The 20,177-nt window shown below is 56.8% G+C and carries 19 protein-coding genes and 1 pseudogene; 8 read left to right on the forward strand and 12 right to left on the reverse strand.

Features of this window, described 5'->3' with window-relative positions; all coding sequences use genetic code 11:
* Window positions 1-25: 25 nt before the first annotated feature.
* A pseudogene (locus G3A56_RS11545) lies at window positions 26-1,257 on the reverse strand (polyhydroxyalkanoate depolymerase).
* A gap of 126 nt (window positions 1,258-1,383) precedes the next feature.
* Entirely contained in the window at window positions 1,384-2,226 is an 843-nt protein-coding gene (locus tag G3A56_RS11550; protein ID WP_003492817.1) for a fumarylacetoacetate hydrolase family protein, read from the reverse strand.
* A gap of 128 nt (window positions 2,227-2,354) precedes the next feature.
* Here G3A56_RS11550 and G3A56_RS11555 point away from each other — a divergent pair, with 128 nt between their 5' ends.
* Window positions 2,355-2,957 (forward strand): nitroreductase family protein, encoded by a 603-nt coding sequence (locus G3A56_RS11555; RefSeq protein ID WP_003492816.1) that lies wholly within the window; start codon window positions 2,355-2,357, stop codon window positions 2,955-2,957.
* Window positions 2,958-3,062: 105 nt separating this feature from the next.
* Here G3A56_RS11555 and gyrB read toward each other — a convergent pair whose 3' ends face one another.
* From gyrB to G3A56_RS11580, 5 genes are all read right to left on the reverse strand, one after another.
* Window positions 3,063-5,498, reverse strand: coding sequence for a DNA topoisomerase (ATP-hydrolyzing) subunit B (gene gyrB / locus G3A56_RS11560; protein ID WP_003492814.1), 2,436 nt, complete (start codon window positions 5,496-5,498; stop codon window positions 3,063-3,065).
* Window positions 5,499-5,654: 156 nt separating this feature from the next.
* Complete coding sequence (locus tag G3A56_RS11565) at window positions 5,655-6,020, reverse strand: helix-turn-helix domain-containing protein (protein ID WP_003492812.1); 366 nt, start codon at window positions 6,018-6,020, stop codon at window positions 5,655-5,657.
* On the reverse strand, window positions 6,017-6,586 hold the full coding sequence (locus tag G3A56_RS11570; RefSeq protein WP_003492810.1) for a Smr/MutS family protein: 570 nt from the start codon (window positions 6,584-6,586) through the stop codon (window positions 6,017-6,019). Before G3A56_RS11570 ends, G3A56_RS11565 begins: the two co-directional genes overlap by 4 nt.
* Entirely contained in the window at window positions 6,583-7,695 is a 1,113-nt protein-coding gene (gene mltA / locus G3A56_RS11575; RefSeq protein ID WP_082183296.1) for a murein transglycosylase A, read from the reverse strand. The genes G3A56_RS11570 and mltA overlap by 4 nt, the downstream gene beginning before the upstream one ends.
* A complete protein-coding gene (locus tag G3A56_RS11580; protein WP_137038410.1) occupies window positions 7,692-8,390 on the reverse strand; it encodes a Tim44/TimA family putative adaptor protein in 699 nt (232 codons plus the stop codon). Before G3A56_RS11580 ends, mltA begins: the two co-directional genes overlap by 4 nt.
* A 141-nt stretch (window positions 8,391-8,531) precedes the next feature.
* On the opposite strand from G3A56_RS11580, the gene G3A56_RS11585 reads away from it, so the two are divergent.
* Both G3A56_RS11585 and secB read left to right on the forward strand, forming a co-directional pair.
* A complete protein-coding gene (locus tag G3A56_RS11585) occupies window positions 8,532-9,080 on the forward strand; it encodes an FxsA family protein (protein WP_082183295.1) in 549 nt (182 codons plus the stop codon).
* A 101-nt stretch (window positions 9,081-9,181) separates the two neighbouring features.
* Window positions 9,182-9,664: a protein-export chaperone SecB gene (gene secB, locus G3A56_RS11590; RefSeq protein ID WP_003492802.1), complete on the forward strand. Its 483-nt coding sequence runs from the start codon at window positions 9,182-9,184 to the stop codon at window positions 9,662-9,664.
* Between the two features lie 104 nt (window positions 9,665-9,768).
* Here the strand turns inward: secB and dnaQ are convergent, their stop codons facing one another.
* Genes dnaQ through G3A56_RS11615 form a run of 5 tightly spaced genes read right to left on the reverse strand, consistent with a single transcriptional unit; the run spans window position 9,769 to window position 13,373 of the window.
* Window positions 9,769-10,467 (reverse strand): DNA polymerase III subunit epsilon, encoded by a 699-nt coding sequence (gene dnaQ, locus G3A56_RS11595; RefSeq protein WP_082183292.1) that lies wholly within the window; start codon window positions 10,465-10,467, stop codon window positions 9,769-9,771.
* Window positions 10,460-11,068: a dephospho-CoA kinase gene (gene coaE, locus G3A56_RS11600; protein ID WP_082183290.1), complete on the reverse strand. Its 609-nt coding sequence runs from the start codon at window positions 11,066-11,068 to the stop codon at window positions 10,460-10,462. Before coaE ends, dnaQ begins: the two co-directional genes overlap by 8 nt.
* On the reverse strand, window positions 11,068-11,928 hold the full coding sequence (locus tag G3A56_RS11605; protein ID WP_082183287.1) for a shikimate dehydrogenase: 861 nt from the start codon (window positions 11,926-11,928) through the stop codon (window positions 11,068-11,070). The genes coaE and G3A56_RS11605 overlap by 1 nt, the downstream gene beginning before the upstream one ends.
* Window positions 11,921-12,520 (reverse strand): Maf-like protein, encoded by a 600-nt coding sequence (locus tag G3A56_RS11610; RefSeq protein WP_082183285.1) that lies wholly within the window; start codon window positions 12,518-12,520, stop codon window positions 11,921-11,923. Before G3A56_RS11610 ends, G3A56_RS11605 begins: the two co-directional genes overlap by 8 nt.
* 31 nt (window positions 12,521-12,551) lie before the next feature.
* Entirely contained in the window at window positions 12,552-13,373 is an 822-nt protein-coding gene (locus tag G3A56_RS11615; protein ID WP_082183282.1) for a pyruvate, water dikinase regulatory protein, read from the reverse strand.
* Between the two features lie 407 nt (window positions 13,374-13,780).
* On the opposite strand from G3A56_RS11615, the gene hemE reads away from it, so the two are divergent.
* The 5 genes from hemE (at window position 13,781) to mnmG (ending at window position 20,170) form a co-directional block, all read left to right on the forward strand.
* Complete coding sequence (gene hemE / locus G3A56_RS11620; protein ID WP_082184547.1) at window positions 13,781-14,815, forward strand: uroporphyrinogen decarboxylase; 1,035 nt, start codon at window positions 13,781-13,783, stop codon at window positions 14,813-14,815.
* Window positions 14,812-15,357 (forward strand): protoporphyrinogen oxidase HemJ, encoded by a 546-nt coding sequence (gene hemJ, locus G3A56_RS11625; RefSeq protein WP_082183279.1) that lies wholly within the window; start codon window positions 14,812-14,814, stop codon window positions 15,355-15,357. The genes hemE and hemJ overlap by 4 nt, the downstream gene beginning before the upstream one ends.
* A 185-nt stretch (window positions 15,358-15,542) precedes the next feature.
* On the forward strand, window positions 15,543-16,808 hold the full coding sequence (rho, locus tag G3A56_RS11630; RefSeq protein WP_003492784.1) for a transcription termination factor Rho: 1,266 nt from the start codon (window positions 15,543-15,545) through the stop codon (window positions 16,806-16,808).
* An 88-nt stretch (window positions 16,809-16,896) separates the two neighbouring features.
* Complete coding sequence (gene mnmE / locus G3A56_RS11635) at window positions 16,897-18,225, forward strand: tRNA uridine-5-carboxymethylaminomethyl(34) synthesis GTPase MnmE (RefSeq protein WP_082183277.1); 1,329 nt, start codon at window positions 16,897-16,899, stop codon at window positions 18,223-18,225.
* Window positions 18,226-18,286: 61 nt separating this feature from the next.
* Entirely contained in the window at window positions 18,287-20,170 is a 1,884-nt protein-coding gene (mnmG, locus tag G3A56_RS11640) for a tRNA uridine-5-carboxymethylaminomethyl(34) synthesis enzyme MnmG (RefSeq protein ID WP_082183274.1), read from the forward strand.
* Window positions 20,171-20,177 lie beyond the last annotated feature (7 nt).

Consider the following 20,177-nt stretch of genomic DNA (forward strand, 5'->3'; position numbering starts at 1 on the left):
GCGCGGCATCGCCTGTCTTCCAGCGCTAGACAGTCTGGTGTTTGCCGATGAATTCCACCATACGCGGCACGATTTCCTTGCGGAACCGCGACCCGTTGAAAACGCCGTAATGGCCGACATCGGGCTGCATATAATGGGCGCGCTTTTCATCCGGGATGTTCCGGCACAGATCATGGGCCGCCTTGGTCTGGCCGACACCGGAGATATCGTCATTCTCACCTTCCACGGTAAACAAGGCGACATTTCGAATGGCAGCGGGATCAACCGCCCTGCCCCTGTGCTGCATGTTTCCCTTCGGCAGCGCATGGTCGATAAAAACGGTTTCGACAGTCTGCAGATAGAATTCCGCCGTCAAATCCATGACGGCCAGATATTCATCGTAAAAATCGCGATGCTTCTCGGCGGAATCGCCATCGTTCTTGACGAGGTTGAGGTAGAAATCCTTATGCGCCGTCATGTGCTTGTCGAGGTTCATGGACATGAAACCGGACAATTGCAGGAAGCCGGGATAAACGGACCTGCCGAAAGCAGGCTGCGGCCACGGTACCTGCATGACGACGTTATCGCGGAACCACTCGATGGGCTTGGCCTTGGCCAGGCCGTTGACGGCTGTGGGATTGATGCGCGTATCGATCGGCCCCCCATCAGCGTCATGGATGCCGGTGCGAAACCATCCCCATCGGCTTCCATCAGGGAAACGGCCGCGAGCACCGGCACCGAGGGTTGACAGACGGCAACCACATGCGCACCCGGTCCAATCTCACGCAGCATATCGATGACATAGCTGATGTAATCGTCGAGATCGAAGGTGCCTTCTGTCACCGGCACCATGCGGGCATCGATCCAGTCAGTGATGTATATATCCGCCGATGGCAGCAGCGCCTCCACCGTTCCCCGCAGCAATGTGGCGTAGTGGCCGGACATCGGCGCAACCAGCAGCACCTTCGGATCCGCTTTGCGGGTCGTATCAAATTCTTTTTTGAAATGAACGAGGTTGCAGAAGGGACGCGACCAGACGATTTCTTCGGTGACGGCAACCGTCTCGCCATCAACGGTCGTGGTGCCAAGGCCGAACTCCGGCTTGACGTAACGGCGTGTCAGACGCTCGAACACCTCAAAGCCCGCATCGAGGCTTCGCCCGAAGGCGGTGCTGGAAAGCGGGTTCAATGGATTGCTGCAGGCCTGGCGCATCATATCGGCACCCGCGCGCAGGGGCACCATCGCCGCATGGTTCATTTCATAAAGGTGGTAGAACACTGATTACGCCTCCCTCGCGGATCACGCTCTTTTTTTGACCATAGCAGCTTTTCGCAACTGCACAAAATCGAAGGCGCCGGTGGTTTCCCGCCGGCGCCTCAATTTCAGTTGAACGCTTGTCGATAATCAGATGTCGGCGACGAAGGTCTGCTTCTGGGAACCGAGGCCTTCAATGCCGAGTTCCACGACATCACCGGTCTTGAGATAACGCGGCGGCTTCTGGCCCATGCCGACGCCGGGAGGCGTGCCGGTGGAGATGACGTCACCGGGATGCAGCGACATGAACTGGCTGAGATAGGAAACGACATGGGCAACGCCGTAAACCATGGTCTTGCTGGAACCGTCCTGCATTGTCTGGCCATTCACCTTCAGCCACATGCCGAGGTTCTGCGGATCGGTGATTTCGTCCTTCGTGACGAGCCAGGGGCCGATCGGGCCGAAGGTGTCGCAGGACTTGCCCTTGGTCCACTGCCCGGCGCGCTCCGTCTGGAAGGCGCGTTCGGAAACGTCGTGCGAGACGCAATAACCGGCGACGTAGTCGAGAGCATCGGCTTCCGAAACATATTTTGCCGTCTTGCCGATGACGACACCAAGCTCGACTTCCCAGTCGGTCTTTTCGGAGCCGCGCGGAATGACAACATCATCATTCGGACCGACGATCGCCGAGGTCGCCTTCATGAAAATGACCGGTTCCGGCGGTACGGTTGCACCCGTTTCAGCAGCATGGTCGGAGAAGTTGAGGCCGATGCAGATGAATTTCCCCGTTCCGGCAACGCAGGCGCCGATGCGCTCTTCGTTGAGGACCGGAAGAGTGCCAAGATCGATGGCAGCAATCTTCTTGAGGCCCTCTGGAGAGATGGCATCGCCGCCGATATCTTTCACATGGGCGGACAGATCGCGGACTTTTCCTTCCGCGTCGAGGATCGCAGGCTTTTCCTGGCCGGGTTGGCCAACGCGCATCAATTTCATGGAACTCTCTCCCAGTTGTCTGACAAGGTGATGCATATATGAACGATGCATTCATACTTGTCACCCCTTGACTGCTCCGACTTTCGAAAAATACCTTTTCCCTCCCGGCAATCAAAAGGACATGGCCCGTGACGAACAGTAATTCCCGGCAATCAGAATATCCCGTCGATCCCCTTTTCCTCGATCGCTGGTCTCCCCGCGCCTTCGATGGCAATGCCATGCCGCAAGAGCATCTGCTGACCATTCTCGATGCGGCGCATTGGGCGCCCTCGGCATCCAATCATCAGCCATGGCGATTTGTCTATGCACACAAGGATAGCGAGGACTGGCCGCTCTTCGTGGAACTTCTGATGGAGGGGAACCAGCGCTGGGCAAAAAATGCCTCCGTGCTGCTCTTCGTCATTTCCCGCGACCACAATATTTCGCGAGAAGGCGAGAAAAAACCTTCAGCGACCCATTCCTTCGATGCCGGTGCGGCATGGTTTTCGCTCGCCATGCAGGCCCATCTGCTCGGTTACCACGCCCATGGCATGGCCGGCATATTGAAAGACCAGATCGTGGAAAAGCTTGATGTTCCAGAAGGCTATAAAGTGGAGGCGGCGGTTGCCATCGGCACATTGACCGACAAGACCGTCCTTCCCGATGATCTGGCGGAACGGGAAGTGCCGAGCAAGCGCCTTCCCCTTTCGGACGTCGCTTTCAAGGGGCGTTTCACCGGCAAGGCCGATTGATATCCGAGCGTCAATATCAACAAAAAGGCCCGGCGGAAAACAACCGCCGGGCCTTTTGTTAAAGTTTCGTTTCACGTGAATCGTTACGTGAGACGCCCCACAGAATTAAATGTCGAGGTTGGCAACGCTCAAGGCGTTTTCCTGGATGAAGTCACGGCGCGGTTCCACCTCGTCGCCCATCAGGCGGGCAAACAGGCCGTCGGCATCGGTCGCATCGTTGACCTTGACCTGCAGAAGCGAACGGACATTGGCGTCAAGCGTCGTTTCCCAAAGCTGTTCGGCATTCATTTCGCCGAGGCCCTTGTAACGCTGCATGGAAAGACCCTTGCGGCCGGCGGCGAAAATCGCATCCAGAAGCGCACGCGGACCTGGCAGCTCCATGGTGCCGTCCTTGCGTTGCAGAACCGGCGGCGTCACGTAGATGTCGCGCGTGCGGGCTGCGAGCTGATCGATATGACGGGCATCGGCTGAACCGATGAGACCCATATCCAGCGTCGAAACTTCCTTGACGCCGCGCACCATGCGCTCGAAGCGCAGGCCGCCGTCATCAAGCACCGTGCCGGTCCAGCCACGTTCGGTTTCTTCCGCGATCATGTCGAGGCGGCGGGCAACTTCGGCAACCGTTTCCTCGGCACGCGCCGCATTGGCCGAAAGCTCGGGGTTGAGCGCGCCGGCAATGGCGGCCTGTTCCACGATCGAGCGGCTGTAGCGGGAATGCAGGCCATCAATCAGCGAGCGCATGCGCACCGCGTCAAGAATGACCTCGCGAAGATCGGCGCCAACGCGCACTTCCCCGGAGCCAAGCGTCAGCGATGCTTCTTCAAGGCCCATGGAGATCAGATAGTCTTCCAGCGCCTTCTCATCCTTGAGGTACTGTACGGACTTTCCGCGCGTCACCTTATAAAGCGGTGGCTGGGCGATATAGAGATGGCCGCGCTCGATCAGTTCCGGCATCTGGCGGAAGAAGAAGGTCAAAAGCAGGGTACGGATATGGGCGCCGTCGACGTCGGCGTCCGTCATGATGATGATCTTGTGGTAACGCAGCTTGTCGGCGTTGAACTCGTCCTTGCCGATCGACGTGCCGAGCGCAGTGATCAGCGTGCCGATTTCCTGGCTGGACAACATCTTGTCGAAACGCGCGCGCTCGACATTGAGGATCTTACCGCGCAGCGGCAGGATGGCCTGGGTTTCACGCGAGCGGCCCTGCTTGGCCGAACCGCCGGCGGAGTCACCCTCGACGAGGAAGAGTTCGGATTTCGCCGGATCGCGCTCGGAGCAGTCGGCAAGCTTGCCGGGCAGAGAGGCGATATCGAGCGCACCCTTGCGACGCGTCAGTTCGCGCGCCTTGCGGGCGGCTTCGCGGGCGACGGCCGCTTCCACGACCTTGCCGACAAGGATCCTTGCGTCGGAAGGATGTTCTTCCAGCCAGGTGGAGAGAGCCTCGTTGACGAGGCTTTCCACAACCGGGCGCACTTCGGACGAAACGAGCTTGTCCTTCGTCTGCGACGAAAACTTTGGATCGGGAACCTTGACGGAGAGAATGGCCGTCAGACCTTCACGGCAGTCCTCACCCTGCAGGCTCACCTTTTCCTTTTTCAGGATGCCCGATGTTTCGGCATAGGATGTTACCTGGCGTGTGAGCGCTGCACGGAAACCGGCCATATGGGTGCCGCCGTCGCGCTGGGGAATGTTGTTGGTAAAGCAGAGCACGTTTTCATGGTAGCTGTCGTTCCACCACAGCGCGACCTCGACCGTGATGCCGTCCTTTTCGCCACGGATGGCGACCGGCTTGTCCACCAGCGGCTTCTTGGCGCGGTCCAGATAACGGACGAAGGCTTCAAGCCCGCCGTCGTACAGCAGCTCTTCCTGCTTGATATCGGAATGGCGCTTGTCGGTGAGCAGGATGCGCACGCCGGAATTCAGGAATGCCAGTTCGCGCAGGCGATGCTCCAGCGTGCCGTAATCATAGTCCGTCATGGTGAAGGTCTGCGGGCTCGCGAGGAAAGTGACTTCCGTGCCGGAGCGACCTTCATATTCACCAATGACGGAGAGCGGCGCATCGGCGACACCATGGGTGAAGCCGATTTCGTGCAGCTTGCCATTGCGGCGGATTCTGAGCTTCAGCCAGACGGAAAGCGCATTCACCACCGAAACGCCCACACCGTGCAGACCGCCGGAAACCTTGTAGGAGTTCTGGTCGAATTTTCCGCCCGCATGCAGCTGGGTCATGATGACTTCGGCTGCGGAAACGCCTTCGGAAGAATGGATGTCAGTCGGAATACCGCGTCCGTTATCCGTCACCGTCACCGATCCATCGGCATTCAGCGTCACCGTCACCAGATCGGCGTGGCCCGCGAGTGCTTCATCGATGGCGTTGTCGACCACTTCGTAGACCATGTGATGCAGGCCGGAACCGTCATCGGTATCGCCGATATACATGCCGGGCCGTTTGCGCACAGCATCAAGACCCTTGAGGACCTTGATCGAATCGGCTCCGTATTCCGTGTTCGCGCCGACTTCGCTTGACGATGTTTCGGTCATAAGTACTCTTTCCAAAGTTTTCCTGGCCAAGTTTTCAGTGAGAAGGCCTGAAGCCAGCGAATCACTCAAATCCGACATGCGACTATAGAAATTCTACACCCAATCCCAAAGGCCGCATGCTTCCGGATGCTGCATAAAGCAGGGGATAGAGGGGTTTCAATCGCAAGAACGGCTTTTTTGCAGCACCGCTGACAGTTCCTCTATCATACTCGGCGGCAGCTTGCGAATATCCCGCGCCAGACGATTGGCGAAAGCCGTATATTGTGGTGGCAGACCGATGGTGTCGATCACCACTTTCGGGTCGGACGAGCCGGCGAGAAAGAACAATTCCTCCGCCTCGTCCCAGATAATATTGAAATATCCGGCAATGCGCTGAAGGAGATCAAAGCTCGGCTTGCCACGCTTGCCGTGCTCCAGCGCCGAGAGATAGGCCGGCGACACGCCGATGGCGGCGGCCATTTCCTTCTGCGTCACGCCCTTGCGTTCGCGAAGCTGTCGCACCGCCTCGGCAAAGGGCGTCATGATTTGTCACCCTTCCGGCGTGCCAGCCGCACATAGAGCGCGCCGTCGCCGCCATGATTGGCAGATGCATCCTCGTAGGAGGAAATCAAATGGCGATATTCCGGTTTGGAGAACCACATGGGCACCGCTCTTTTCAACGCGCCGTCGCTGCCTATCGAGCGCCCCTTGCCGGTGATGACGAGCACATGCCTCAGACCCCGTTCATGCGCGCGCAGCAGAAAGTCGAGCAGAACCGCATGGGCCTCGCTCTGGAACATGCCGTGCAGATCGATCCGCCCTTCCAGCGGCAGCCTGCCGCGGGTGAGCTTGCGCTTGACCGGTTTTTCCAGCGGCTGATGAATTCGGGGTTTCTTGTCCGGCGAAGCGGGCGGCACCTCCGCCGGCTCTGCGAGCATGCGCGGAAAGAGACCCTTGCCGGTTTGCGGAACCACCGGCTCGGCCGGGGTTTCCTCTACATCGTCGAAAGCCAGCAAATCCTCCAGCCTGCCTGGGATCGGCCGCGCTGTCCTTGCGACCTTACCCCACAGGATGCGTTCTTCCTTGCCAAGCTTTCGACTGCCCTTCATCGCCGATACCTTTCCGCAGCAGCATGCGGCAACAGTATATAAAAATCGGCGTCGTTGCGCACCGTACCGGCAAGTTCGCCGGCTTCGAAACCGGAGCCGGTGAAAATATCGCCGCGCGCCGGGCCGACGATGGCCGACCCCGTATCGAGCGCCAGCATCAGCCGGGCGAATGGTTTTCCATCATCCAGATGGGTCAATGACGGCGCATGGATGAAAAAGGGCAAACCGAATGTGTGAATGAGCCTATCGACCGCAAGCGCCCGGCCAGCGATCAGCGGCACCTTGGCGGCGGCAATCGGTCCCATATCGTCTTTGGCAACATCCGCTTCCCGGAAAAAAATATAGGAGCGGTTATGCCAGAGCACGCCATCCACGTCGTCGGGATGATCGGCGAGCCATTTTCGGATCGTCTGCATCGAGACGGTTTTTGGATCGAGTTCGCCGCGATCCAGAAGCAAGCGGCCGATTGGCGAAAACGGATGCCCGGCTTTTGCCGCATAGGTAATGCGTTTCACCTCACCATTGCGAAACAGGAGACGGGCAGCACCCTGAACGTGGACGAAAAACAGATCGACCTTCGATTTCGCCCAGGCGATCTCAAGACCCCTGCCCTCCAGATATCCTTCATCCATGGCGCGACGGTCGGGAAAATAGGAAATCCCGTCTTCGCCTTCTTTGCCAAAAGCATAGGTCGGATCGAAACCGGTGGGACGATTATCGTCGCCGATATCCACCAGTTCCGGCGGCCTGCGATAGATCGGATAACGCCAGATCTCGTCCGGTGTGGAAGACACTTCCAGTTCCGGTTCGTAAAAGGCGGTAACAAAACCGCTCTTTCCCTGAGCAGGAGAAATCTTGAAGGCTACGCAATTGGTTTCGAAAAAGTGGCGCGCCTGTTCGGGGCTATCCGCTTCCAAGCCTTCGGCGGCTTCCAGAAGTGAAACCAGTTCCCCAGCGGTGACGCCGAGCGCGCCGGTCCTGTAGGGTTTCGCATTCCTCAGATGCGACAGGATCGTTCCCATAGCTGCAAAAAGCTCGCTGGGATCGTCCTCCCGCCACCCTGGCAGATCGCGGAAAGACACTTCGTCGATTGAAAAAGGCGTGCTCATTGCTCGGATTCGGTAGCGATCAGCTTCCAGTTCGGATCGCGCGAACGAATGTCACGCGAGAAGGTCCAGATGTCATCCACTTCCGCAACCGCGTCCGGATCGCCATCCACCAGCTTGCCGTCCTTGTCATACGTGGCAGAAATCAGCTGGCTGACCAGCCTCAGCGTGATCTGCACTTCCGAGTCTCGAACGGCCGCCTGGGTGATATCGGCCTTTTCGATACCCACGAAGGTGGACTTAACAACCTCACCACGACTTTCCCGCTCGGAAATGGCCGCATCGAAGCCGTCAAAAACGTCCTTCGACAGAAGGTTCTTGAGTGTCTTGCGGTCGCCGTCGGCAAAACCCATGACAATCATTTCATAGGCCATGCGTGCGCCGTTGAGGAATTCCTTCGGGCGGAACGTCGGGTCCTTGGTCATCACGTCCCTGAGGGAAGCATTTAATGCGGAGTCCACGGGCGCAAGCGCATCCGCCTCGGCAAAGCGGTTTTCATCCTCCGCCTCGCCGCGCTTCGGCAGGGTCACGACCTTGTTATCGTCCGTGACGGGACCTTTCGCGACGTCGCGCGGGCTATAGGGATCGAATGGCGGCTTCTCATTGCCCGTTCGGCGGCCGAGAACGCTACGCAGCTGAAAGAAGATCAGCACCGCCGCAACGAGAAAAAACAATGTGATAAAGTCGCTAAAGCCCATCTTTTACCAAAACCGCCATTTAAAATCGAAAACCACACCATCATATAGTCTGCATCTTACCATCATTCAAATGTGCAGATTCAATCATCGGTGTTCTCGCGAACCGGCAATCTGCCAGAGATGCACACGCAAGGCTAGAAGATGCGTTTTTCCTTTCTCCCCATCGTCATCCTGATGATGCCCATCCTCGAAATTGCCGGCTTCATCATTGTCGGCAAAGCGATCGGTTTGTGGCTGACATTGGCGCTCGTCCTGTTCACGTCGTTTCTCGGGCTCCTGATCCTGCGCCTTGGCGGCATCGGCATGGTGAGAAACCTTCAGGCAGCCGGACGCACGGGTGCCCAACCGGCGGATGAGCTGGTCAATGGCGCCATGCGGGTTGTCGCCGGAATCCTGCTTTTCATTCCCGGTTTCATTACCGACATCCTCGGCCTTCTGCTGTTGTCGAAAACGGTTCGGCGCTTTTTCTGGAAAGCCTTCGGACCACGCGTCGTTGTTGCGGGCTCGTTTCGCCAGTCTGGCAGCCAGTCCGGTCCGCAGCCCGGTGATTTTTCCGGGTTCCGCAATGATCAAGGAAAAAGCGGGAATTCCAAGGTCGTAGACCTCGACGAGGAAGAGTTTCACCGCGAAGGACCGAAGGATTCTCCCTGGTCCCGCAAGCCGGATGATCGCGACCTGCCCAAACCCTGAAGGCGCGTTGGAACAGACCCAGGGCCGGCTCACGAAGGGTTGTAAGGCTCGGGTCGAAATGATAGACCGCCTTCCACGAATTCACGCCGCGAGGAAACGTAATGACCGCTGAAAATGGTGCACAGGACGCAGTAAGTCCTTCCCTCAACATTCTTACCCAGTACATCAAGGATCTTTCCTTCGAAAATCCGGGCGCTCCTCGTTCGCTCCAGGCACGTGAAAATGCGCCGTCGATCAACATCAACGTCAATGTCAATGCAAACCCGATCTCCGGTTCGGATTTTGACGTTGTTCTGGCGCTGAATGCGGAAGCCAAGGATGGCGACAAGGTTCTGTTTGCGGCCGAGCTGGTTTATGGCGGCGTGTTCCGCATTGCCGGTTTCCCGCAGGAACATATGCTGCCGGTGCTGTTCATCGAATGCCCGCGCCTTCTGTTTCCCTTCGCACGCCAGATCATCGCGGACGTTACCCGCAACGGCGGCTTCCCGCCGCTGATGATCGACCCGATCGATTTTGCGCAGATGTTCGCTCAGCGCGTTGCCGAAGAACAGGCGAGAGCCAAGGTTCAGGCCGTACCGAACTGAGCAGCGCATATCGCGTTTCAGAATTTCTGACAAAACAAAACCCGGGTTCTTTGCCCGGGTTTTTCTTTGACCACATTTGCCATTTCAACGTCTCGGCAGGCGCGTCAATTCTGGTACCGGTTCCAGATCGCCTTGTCGCCCATGCCGAGAACAAGTTTGCCATGAGCCGCGAGCGTCTCCGCGTCCAGTCTCGAGGGCAAGGGGCTTGGCCGTTGCAGTGGCTCAAGCGGTACGTCATCCTCGATGACGATGGTTTCCTGCTTGGCGGAGGAACCGAAACCGAGCGCCGTCTGGCGCCCGCCGATCATCTCGATGTAGACTTCGGCTAGAAGTTCGGAGTCGAGAAGCGCGCCGTGCTTGGTGCGGTGGGAATTGTCGATGCCGTAACGCCGGCAAAGCGCATCGAGAGAATTCGGTCCCATCGGGTGCTTGCGGCGGGCGAGCGAAAGCGTATCCGTCACCAGATCGGGTGCGACAGGTTCAATTCCAAGACGGGCGAATTCCGCATTGATGAAGCCCATATCGAAGGTCGCATTATGCGCCACCCAGCGCGCGCCCTCGAAGAAATCACGGATCTCGTCGACGACATCGGCGAATTTCGGTTTGTCTTTCAGGAAGTCGTCGGTAATGCCGTGAACCGCAAGCGCATCGGGGTGAACCTTGCGGTCTTCCGGGCTGATATAGAGATGCAGTGTTTTTCCGGTTGGAAAATGGTTGATCAGCTCAATCCCGCCGATTTCGATAACACGGTCCAGTTTCGATTCAAGGCCCGTGGTTTCCGTATCGAAAATGATCTCACGCATTGTTTTCTCCGTGGCCTGAACCGGCGGCCAATCTTTGCAAGATTCCTCTTACCTGATCCCGCGCCGCTTCGACACCATTTCCGGTATCGATGACGAAATCGGCGCGTTGGCGCTTTTCAGCATCTGGCATCTGCCGGGCTAGGATCATTTCAAACTTCTCTTCCGTCATGCCCGGCCGGGATAAAACGCGCTGGCGCTGTATGTCAGGGGCGCAGCTGACGACCACTATTTTATCGACCCTCTCTTCAGCTCCGGTTTCAAACAGCAGCGGAATATCGAGAAGGGCGAATTGCCGAGCTTCTTCCCTAGCCTTTGCGAGAAAGTCCTCCTGTTTCTGCCGGACAAGCGGGTGAACAATCGCTTCGAGCTTTCCAAAATTAGCCGGATTCTCCCGCAGAACTTCGCCGAGCTTCTGGCGATCCACCGCACCGGAAGCGGTCGTGCCGGGGAAAGCGGTTTCGATCAAGCCAACAGCTTCTGCCCGATAAAGCGCGTGCACGACCTCATCGGAATCGAGAACCGGGACGCCTTCTTCAGCAAACAGCTTTGCCGTCGTTGTTTTTCCCATTCCGATCGAGCCGGTAAGACCGATGACAATCATCAATGTTTTTCCATATCCGCGATGATGATGGAACGAAGGGTTTCGTCGACCTCCGGCATTTGACCGAACCACTTCTTGAAACCGGGTTTCGCCTGATGGAGGAGCATGCCAAGCCCATCCACGGTCGCAATGCCCTGTGCCTGCGCCATCTGCAGGATGGGCGTTATCAAGGGCACATAGACGATATCCGTCACGACGGCATTTTCTGCCAGCGGCGAGAAGTCGAGTTCGGGCGCTTCGGTCCCGTCCATGCCGAGCGATGTGGTGTTCACGAAAAGACCGGCACCTTGCATGACCTCATGAAGCGCGCCCTGCGGATGGGAAAAAACACGGGCGCCAAAACGGTCGGCCAGTTCCTGGGCACGTTCTTCAGTGCGGTTCAAAATGTGGATTTCGCCAATACCGCGGTCCCGCAAGGACTGAACCACTGCCCGGCTTGCGCCACCGGCGCCAAACACCACCGCCCGATCGGCTTTATCCCAGCCCGGGTGTCGCTCATCGAGATTGGAGACAAAACCATAACCATCCGTGTTGGTGGCGTGAAGCCTACCCTCTTCCATCCAGATGGTGTTGGCCGCACCCAGTTCTTCAGCCACCTCGTCAGGGCTATCGGCGAGCCTGTAGGCGGCTTCCTTGTGCGGGATGGTGACATTTCCGCCGACGGCGGATCCAAGCCCCTGCGCCCTTATTGTCGCAATGAAGTTCGGGAAGTCGTCCGGCGTGACCTCCACGGCCTTATAGGAGCCGGAAATGCCGAATTTCTTCAGCCAATAGGAGTGGATGATAGGCGACCTGGAATGCTTGATCGGGTAACCGGCAACGAAGGCATTTATGGTTAATGTTTCACGTGAATCAGCCATCGATGACATCCATGTCGCGCAGTTTCGATAAAAGAGGCAGAAGCGGCAGGCCGAGAATGGTGAAATAATCGCCTTCGATCGAAGTGAATAGCTGGATTCCCTCGCCCTCGAGCTGATAGGCGCCAACGCTACTCAGAGCTTTTTCTCCCACCCGTTGCAGGTGACGCGAGATAAATTCGACGCTCAGTTTCCGCACGGAAAGCTCGGCACTGGAAACAGTCTGCCATATTACTTCTTCTCCGCGAACGAGCACGGCAGCGCTGTTCAGGCGATGAACCTTGCCGGACAATGAAAGCAGGTGCGCCTCGGCTTCCGCCATCGTCTTCGGTTTGTGATAGACGCGGGTGCCGAGCGCCATTGTCTGGTCGCATCCAAGAACGAGCGCTTCAGGATGGAGCGCGCTGACTGCGAGGGCCTTGGCTCTGGCAAGTTCAAGCGCAACCTCTTCCGGGCGGGCGCCGTTTCTCTCCAGCTCTTCATCGAGCGCACGCTCGTTTATATCCGCCGGGATTGCCGAAAATGTCAGGCCCGCATTACGCATCAACATCTGGCGGGATGCGCTGGACGAGGCGAGGATCAATTCTTGTTTCATCGACTGTCTGCTCCGAATGGTGCGATCCGGATTATCGTGTCCTCGGGCGAAGGGCAAGAATGGCTGCCGCCGTTTCCTCAATGGACCGTCGCGTGACGTCAATCAGTGGCCAATTGTTGCGCGCGCAGAGCGCCCGCGCATATTTCAGCTCCTCCATGATGGTGGCGCGGTCCGTGTACCGCCCGCTGTCAAATCCCCCGGTAACGCCAAGCTCCCGGTTTTCACGCACCTGCGATATGCGGTCCGATGTCGCGACGAGACCGACGATCAGTGGCCTTGTGGCCACATAGAGGCTTTCGGGCAGAGGCACGTTGGGAACGACCGGAATGTTGGCGGTCTTTATTCCCCTGTTGGCGAGATAGATGCTGGTTGGCGTTTTCGACGTACGGCTGATCCCGATAATGACGATATCGGCCTCATCATAGGTTTCCGGCATCTGCCCGTCATCATGGTCCATGGCGAAATTAAGCGCCTCGATCCGCGCGAAATAATCCGCATTCAAGACATGCTGCGCCCCGACCCGCCGTCTGGAGGGCGCGCCGAGATAGGTCTGGAAAATACCGATGATCGGTTCCAGAACGTTGACGCAGGGCACCCCGATCGCGTGGCAGCGTAGATCCAGAAACTCGGCCAGCTGCTGGTCAACGATGGTATAAAGGACGATGCCCGGTTCCTTGTCGATAAGGTCCACCACCTGGGCAAGCTGCTTCTGGTTCCTGATCATCGGATAAACATGTTCCACCGGCATGGAGGCGTGGAACTGCGCAGAAACCGCGCGGCCGGCCGACATCAGAGTCTCGCCCGTTGAGTCCGAAATCAGATGCAAATGGAAGAAGCTTTTTTTGTTCTCCACGCTGTTTTTCTCCCGCTGTTGATAAACCGGGACAAACTTCCGGATTGTCCTGCGGGCTGCGCCGCGCCGTGGATAAAGTGGTTTTTTTCCACAATTCGCAAGTGGCTTCTTTGTTGTTCGGCGTGCCTGTGAATAGTCTGAAAATCTGGAACTTGTTCAAATCTCTCCACAAGCGATCCACAGACAACGCCTTCGGTACTAAAATTCTAAATTATTGAAATAATTTATTGAATCTTCGATTTCTCCATTATTCTGCGAAAGAACGATTTCCTTGTGCTCGCAGAATGATGAAAAGGCCCGGCTGCGGCATTTCGACTGGAAAGATTTTAATCCTTGCTACTCACCGACTCTAAGAAATAGAAAATCTTTTAAATCTCTTTGATTTTATTTTTTAGAAGTTGGGTGGCATGAGCGAGCGTAAGGTTATAAAGGTGTTGAACGGGCAAACGGTCACACCTCCGCCCATATGGCTGATGCGGCAGGCAGGGCGTTACCTCCCCGAGTACAGGGAAACGCGAAAGATCGCCGGCAGTTTCCTCGAGCTCTGTTATAATCCCGAGCTGGCAACTGAAGTGACCCTTCAGCCCATTCGCCGGTTCGGGCTCGATGCAGCCATTCTGTTTTCCGATATTCTGGTGATACCGGACGCGCTTCATCGCAACGTCTCTTTCAGCGAAGGAAAGGGTCCGGCCATGGACCCGATCGATGTGAGCGGTATCGAAAAGCTAGATTCAGCGAATGTCCTAAAACATCTTTCGCCTGTTTTCGAAACCGTTTCCCGCTTGCGCACAGCCTTGCCGGATGAGACGACGCTTCTCGGATTCTGCGGCGCGCCCTGGACGGTTGCCACCTATATGATTGCCGGCCACGGCACACCTGATCAGGCACCGGCGCGGCTATTCGGCTACCAGGAGCCGGTCGCGATGGAAAAACTTCTCGCTTTCCTTGCGGATATCTCCGCTGATTATCTGGTGGCGCAGATCGATGCCGGCGCCGACGCGGTTCAGATTTTCGATTCCTGGGCCGGCGTTCTCGGCGAGAAGGAATTCGAGGAATATGCAGTAAAGCCCGTTGCACGGATTATCGCTTCGGTACGCGCTCGTCGTCCATCCGCAAAGATCATCGCTTTCGCCAAGGGGGCCGGTTATCTTTTGAAGGATTATCGCCGCAAGACAGGTGCAGACGCCATCGGGCTCGACTGGTCTGTACCTCTCAGCTTCGCTCGCGATCTGCAAAAGGAAGGCTCTGTGCAGGGCAATCTGGACCCGATGCTGATGGTGGCCGGTGGCAGGGCGTTGCAGGATGGCATCGATGCCGTGCTACAGGCGCTCGGACAGGGTCCGCTGATCTTCAATCTCGGCCATGGCATTACCCCGCAGGCCGATCCGGAAAACGTCGCAAGGCTGGTACAGCGGGTACGCGCTTATGGAGCCGGGGCATGAGCGACGAGAAACAGACCTCTGCCCGTTCCGGAAACAGAGCCGCCCTTCGGGCGGGCGTAGCACTTGGCGTCTTTGCGGCATTTGTCACCCTGCTGTTTTATGCCGATCCCGCCGATCTCTATCTCTGGATCAAGGCGCTTCACATCATCGCGGTGATCTCCTGGATGGCGGCGATTTTTTACCTGCCGCGGCTGTTCATCTATCACACCGATGCGCCTGTTGGCTCACAGCAGTCCGAGACCTTCAAGGTGATGGAACAGCGGCTGATCAAGGTCATCATGAACCCGGCGATGATGATAAGCTGGGTATTGGGGCTTTATCTCGCCTGGTCGGTTTACGGTTTCTCCGGCGGCTGGCTGCATGCAAAAATCGCGCTGGTGGTGATTTTGACCATCACCCATGTCTATTTCACCCGCAGCGCCAAACGTTTCGCACGGGATGAAAATACCAGACCTGCCCGTCACTGGCGGTTGATGAACGAAGTTCCGACGGTGCTGATGATCCTCATAGTCGTACTTGTGGTTGTGAAACCCTTCGGTTAAGAGGTTCTCACGATAAATTTCGCGGAATTCGTGCTTTCCTCTTGCGGCGGCCGTGTTCAGTCGCTATTTTCCCCTCACTCATCTTCGTGGCATGTGAATTTTTCAGTCATCTGCGGTATCTCCCTCAGCATCTGATTCGCGAACACGCCCTCCCCCAAATTACATTATCAAACGGTCTTTCCTTCATGGCTGAAATGAAGCTTCAGGAACTTAAGAGCAAATCGCCTACCGACTTGCTGACTTTTGCTGAATCCCTGGAAGTTGAAAATGCGAGCACCATGCGCAAGCAGGAGCTTATGTTCGCAATCCTCAAGGTTCTCGCGAGCCAGGACATTGAAATTATCGGCGAAGGCGTCGTTGAAGTCCTGCAGGATGGTTTTGGTTTCCTGCGGTCTGCAAACGCGAACTATCTGCCGGGTCCGGACGACATCTATATTTCGCCCTCGCAAATCCGCCGCTTCTCGCTGAAGACAGGGGATACCGTTGAAGGCCCTATCCGTGGTCCCAAGGAAGGCGAACGTTACTTCGCGCTTCTAAAGGTCAACACGATCAATTTCGACGATCCTGAAAAGATTCGTCACAAGGTTCACTTCGATAACCTGACGCCGCTCTATCCAAACGAGCGGTTCAAGATGGAACTCGATGTTCCGACATCGAAGGATCTCTCTTCGCGGGTGATCGATCTCGTCGCGCCGCTCGGCAAGGGCCAGCGCGGATTGATCGTCGCGCCGCCGCGCACCGGTAAAACGGTCCTGCTGCAGAACATCGCCCATTCGATCACGGCGAACCATCCGGAATGTTATCTGATCGTTCTCCTGATCGACGAACGCCCGGAAGAAGTGACCGACATGCAGCGTTCGGTGAAGGGTGAGGTCGTCTCCTCCACCTTCGACGAACCGGCTGTGCGCCACGTCCAGGTCGCCGAAATGGTCATTGAAAAGGCGAAGCGCCTTGTGGAACATGGCCGCGACGTCGTCATCCTGCTCGATTCCATCACCCGCCTCGGCCGCGCCTATAACACTGTCGTTCCCTCTTCCGGCAAGGTCCTGACCGGTGGTGTGGACGCTAACGCTCTGCAGAGGCCAAAGCGCTTCTTTGGTGCCGCTCGTAACATCGAGGAAGGCGGTTCGCTGACGATTATCGCGACTGCATTGATCGATACGGGCAGCCGTATGGACGAAGTGATCTTCGAAGAATTTAAGGGTACGGGTAACTCGGAAATCGTGCTCGATCGCAAGGTCGCCGACAAGCGCATCTTCCCGGCTCTGGACATCCTGAAATCCGGCACGCGTAAGGAAGACCTGCTGGTACCGCGTCAGGATCTGCAGAAGATTTTCGTGCTTCGTCGAATTCTGGCGCCGATGGGAACGATGGACGCCATCGAGTTCCTGATCGACAAGCTGAAGCAGACCAAGACGAACTCGGACTTCTTCGAGTCCATGAATACCTGATCCGGAGTTTAGCCGGATTCTTCGACCAAGATTTAAAGCCGCATTCGTTTATTCGAATGCGGCTTGACTGTTTTAGACGAGGTACGTGATGCCAGCTTCCACCGATACGATCTATGCGCTTTCAAGCGGAGCCCTGCCGGCCGGTGTTGCCATCATCAGGATCAGCGGTCCCTTAGCCTTTGAGGCTCTGTTGAAGTTGACCGGCCGCGAGCTTCCCGCCCCTCGGCAAGTCGCGTTGGGTTCGATTCGGGATCGAAACAATGAGATTATCGACCAAGCGCTGACGGTCATTTTCCTGGCCCCCAATTCATTCACGGGCGAGGATTGCGTGGAGATTCACAGTCACGGCAGTCGGGCTGTCATGGCCGCGATTTTCACGGAACTCGACAATCTTCCGGGGCTCAGGCCCGCAGATGCCGGCGAATTCTCCCGTCGTGCATTTGAGAACGGCAAGATGGACCTTCTCGAAGTTGAAGGACTTGCCGACCTGTTGCAGGCGGAAACCGAAATGCAGAGGCGGTTGGCTGTCGAGCAAAGCTCAGGCAAACTCTCGGCGCTCTATGATGGCTGGGCAAATCGGTTGACCCGTGCCCGCGCCATGATCGAGGCGGAACTCGACTTTGCCGATGAAGAGGACGTTCCGGATTCTGTTGCGTCCCAGGTCTGGGATTCCGTGTCGCAGCTGCGAGATGAGATTGCCGGTCATCTGCGGAGCGGTGGAAGCAGTGAAATCATTCGTGACGGCTTCAAGGTGGCGTTGGTTGGAGAGCCTAATGCGGGTAAATCCACTCTCCTTAACGCTCTGAGCGGTCGCGACGTCGCCATTGTGACGGATATCGCCGGCACGACCAGAGACGTGCTGAGTGTGGATATCAATCTGGATGGTTATCTGGTTCGGATATTCGATACAGCCGGTATCAGGGATACTCAGGATGTGGTCGAACAGGAGGGTGTCAGGCGCGCCGTTCTGACGGCGGAAACTGCCGATCTCGTATTGGTGTTGCAGGATAATGATTCGATTCCGAAACAATTTTCCGCGTCGGTTGAGAATCAAAGACGGTTACGGGTCCGAACTAAAACGGCGGTTTCCCACTCTAATGCAGGCTCGGATTATGATCTCTCCATCTCGGCCAAGGAGGGTGTTGGCTTGGCCGAGTTGCGTTCGTCGATCAAACGGGAGATCGAAAGGCGGGTCGGCGCTGCGCAGACTTTGGTTCCGGCGCGCGCGCGTCACAAAAAACGTCTTGAAGACACGCTGAATTATGTTAGTGATGCGCTCCATTCCGAAGCCATGGACCTTGCGATCAGGTCAGAATATTTGCGGCTTGCGGCGACCTCGCTCGGACGCATTACGGGCCGCGTGGATGTGGAAGATTTGCTCGGCGTGATCTTCTCGGAATTCTGCATAGGAAAATGATTCACGTGAAACATTGGCGGCCCACGCGGCAGTGCTGATGGTTAAAATAAGGCGCAGGAATATGCACCACTCATTCGATGTCATTGTTATTGGTGGCGGTCACGCGGGCAGTGAGGCAGCAGCCGCGGCTGCACGACATGGTGCGAAAACCGCGCTGGTTACCCATAAGCGCGAAACGATTGGTGTGATGTCCTGCAACCCGGCGATCGGTGGTCTTGGTAAGGGCCATCTTGTTCGTGAAATCGACGCACTGGACGGCTTGATGGGTCGGGTGGCTGATGCTGCGGGAATTCAGTTCCGTATGCTCAATCGCAAAAAGGGCCCAGCCGTGCGCGGGCCTCGCACCCAGGCCGATCGGCGTCTTTACCGAGAGGCGATGCAGCGCGAAATCGATGCCATAGACATGCTCACGATTATTGAAGGGGATGCTTTCGATATCGAAATGGCCGGTGACCGGGTTTCTGCCGTTATCATGGCAAATGGTAGCCGGATTCTCTGTGGCGCCGTTGTTCTGACTAGCGGCACTTTTCTACGCGGACTTATTCATATCGGCTCCGAAAAGATTCCCGCCGGCCGCGTCGGCGAAAAGCCGTCTCTTGGGCTCTCCAAAACGCTTTCCCGTCTCGGTCTTGCCATGGGTCGGCTGAAGACCGGTACGCCCGCGCGCCTTGATGGGCGCACAGTCGATTGGAACGCGGTAGATCGCCAGGCTGCCGATGAGGATCCGGTCCCGTTTTCCTTTATGACGGACCGCATCGTCAATCCGCAGATCGAGTGTGGCGTGACGCGTACGACGCCTGCCGGGCATAAGATCATTCAGGACAATATTCATCTCTCGGCGATGTATTCAGGGCAAATTGAAGGCGTCGGTCCGCGCTATTGCCCGTCGATTGAGGATAAGATTACCCGCTTCGGTGAACGCGACGGCCACCAGATCTTTCTGGAGCCGGAAGGCCTGGATGATCACACCATTTATCCGAACGGGATTTCGACGTCTCTCCCAGCTTCTGTCCAGGAACAATTTATCCGCACCATACCCGGCCTTGAAAACGTGACTATTCTGCAGCCTGGCTATGCAATCGAATATGATTATGTCGATCCGCGGGAGCTTAAGCCGTCTCTGGAATGCCGCAAAATTCCAGGGCTGTTTCTTGCAGGGCAGATAAATGGAACGACAGGTTATGAAGAAGCCGCCGCGCAGGGTCTCGTTGCCGGGCTGAACGCCTCGCTTTATGCCGGTGGCGCGGATGCCATCCATTTTAGCCGCACGGAATCCTATATCGGCGTCATGATTGATGACCTCACCTCGAAAGGTGTTAGCGAGCCCTATCGCATGTTCACATCGAGAGCAGAATATCGCCTTTCGCTTCGTGTCGACAATGCCGACCTGCGATTGACGCCCATTGGTCAAGTTGCCGGAATCATAGGCCGTGAACGGCAGGAGCGCTTCGCGAATTTCCTTTCCGATCTTCATCAGGGACGGGAGTTGATGAGGAGCATGTCCATCAGCCCGTCGCAGGCAGCCAAGCAAGGATTGAAGCTCAATCAGGACGGCCAACGTCGCTCCGTCTATGAGCTGCTTGCCTATCCTGATATGACCCTTGAAGCGCTGACCGAACATTGGCCGGAGCTGCGATCTATCGACAGCAAGGTTGCTGAGGTATTGCAGATTGAGGCAAGTTACGCCGTCTACATGCAACGCCAGAGTGCGGATATTGTCGATATCAAGCGCGACGAGGACAGGAAGATTCCCGATGACTTCGATTTTCAGACTTTGTCCGGTCTATCCAATGAGCTGAAACAAAAGCTGGAAAAGGCGCGCCCAGAGAACATTGCGCAGGCTGCCCGTGTTGACGGTATGACACCTGCTGCGATATCGCTGCTGCTCGCACTTTTGCGGAAGAGCTCCGCAACGCGAAACGAAAAACTGCGCATGCACCAATAGCGAGTCG

Source organism: Rhizobium oryzihabitans, from assembly GCF_010669145.1.
GTDB lineage: Bacteria > Pseudomonadota > Alphaproteobacteria > Rhizobiales > Rhizobiaceae > Agrobacterium > Agrobacterium oryzihabitans.

Excerpts from the sequence above, each read along its gene's own strand:
- G3A56_RS11550 (WP_003492817.1), bottom strand. The coding sequence starts at position 2,226 with ATGAAATTGATGCGCGTTGGCCAACCCGGCCAGGAAAAGCCTGCGATC.
- gyrB (WP_003492814.1), bottom strand. The coding sequence starts at position 5,498 with ATGACCGAAACATCGTCAAGCGAAGTCGGCGCGAACACGGAATACGGA.
- G3A56_RS11565 (WP_003492812.1), bottom strand. The coding sequence starts at position 6,020 with ATGACGCCCTTTGCCGAGGCGGTGCGACAGCTTCGCGAACGCAAGGGC.
- G3A56_RS11570 (WP_003492810.1), bottom strand. The coding sequence starts at position 6,586 with ATGAAGGGCAGTCGAAAGCTTGGCAAGGAAGAACGCATCCTGTGGGGT.
- mltA (WP_082183296.1), bottom strand. The coding sequence starts at position 7,695 with ATGAGCACGCCTTTTTCAATCGACGAAGTGTCTTTCCGCGATCTGCCA.
- G3A56_RS11580 (WP_137038410.1), bottom strand. The coding sequence starts at position 8,390 with ATGGGCTTTAGCGACTTTATCACATTGTTTTTTCTCGTTGCGGCGGTG.
- G3A56_RS11585 (WP_082183295.1), top strand. The coding sequence starts at position 8,532 with ATGCGTTTTTCCTTTCTCCCCATCGTCATCCTGATGATGCCCATCCTC.
- secB (WP_003492802.1), top strand. The coding sequence starts at position 9,182 with ATGACCGCTGAAAATGGTGCACAGGACGCAGTAAGTCCTTCCCTCAAC.
- dnaQ (WP_082183292.1), bottom strand. The coding sequence starts at position 10,467 with ATGCGTGAGATCATTTTCGATACGGAAACCACGGGCCTTGAATCGAAA.
- coaE (WP_082183290.1), bottom strand. The coding sequence starts at position 11,068 with ATGATTGTCATCGGTCTTACCGGCTCGATCGGAATGGGAAAAACAACG.
- G3A56_RS11605 (WP_082183287.1), bottom strand. The coding sequence starts at position 11,928 with ATGGCTGATTCACGTGAAACATTAACCATAAATGCCTTCGTTGCCGGT.
- G3A56_RS11610 (WP_082183285.1), bottom strand. The coding sequence starts at position 12,520 with ATGAAACAAGAATTGATCCTCGCCTCGTCCAGCGCATCCCGCCAGATG.
- hemE (WP_082184547.1), top strand. The coding sequence starts at position 13,781 with ATGAGCGAGCGTAAGGTTATAAAGGTGTTGAACGGGCAAACGGTCACA.
- hemJ (WP_082183279.1), top strand. The coding sequence starts at position 14,812 with ATGAGCGACGAGAAACAGACCTCTGCCCGTTCCGGAAACAGAGCCGCC.
- rho (WP_003492784.1), top strand. The coding sequence starts at position 15,543 with ATGGCTGAAATGAAGCTTCAGGAACTTAAGAGCAAATCGCCTACCGAC.
- mnmE (WP_082183277.1), top strand. The coding sequence starts at position 16,897 with ATGCCAGCTTCCACCGATACGATCTATGCGCTTTCAAGCGGAGCCCTG.
- mnmG (WP_082183274.1), top strand. The coding sequence starts at position 18,287 with ATGCACCACTCATTCGATGTCATTGTTATTGGTGGCGGTCACGCGGGC.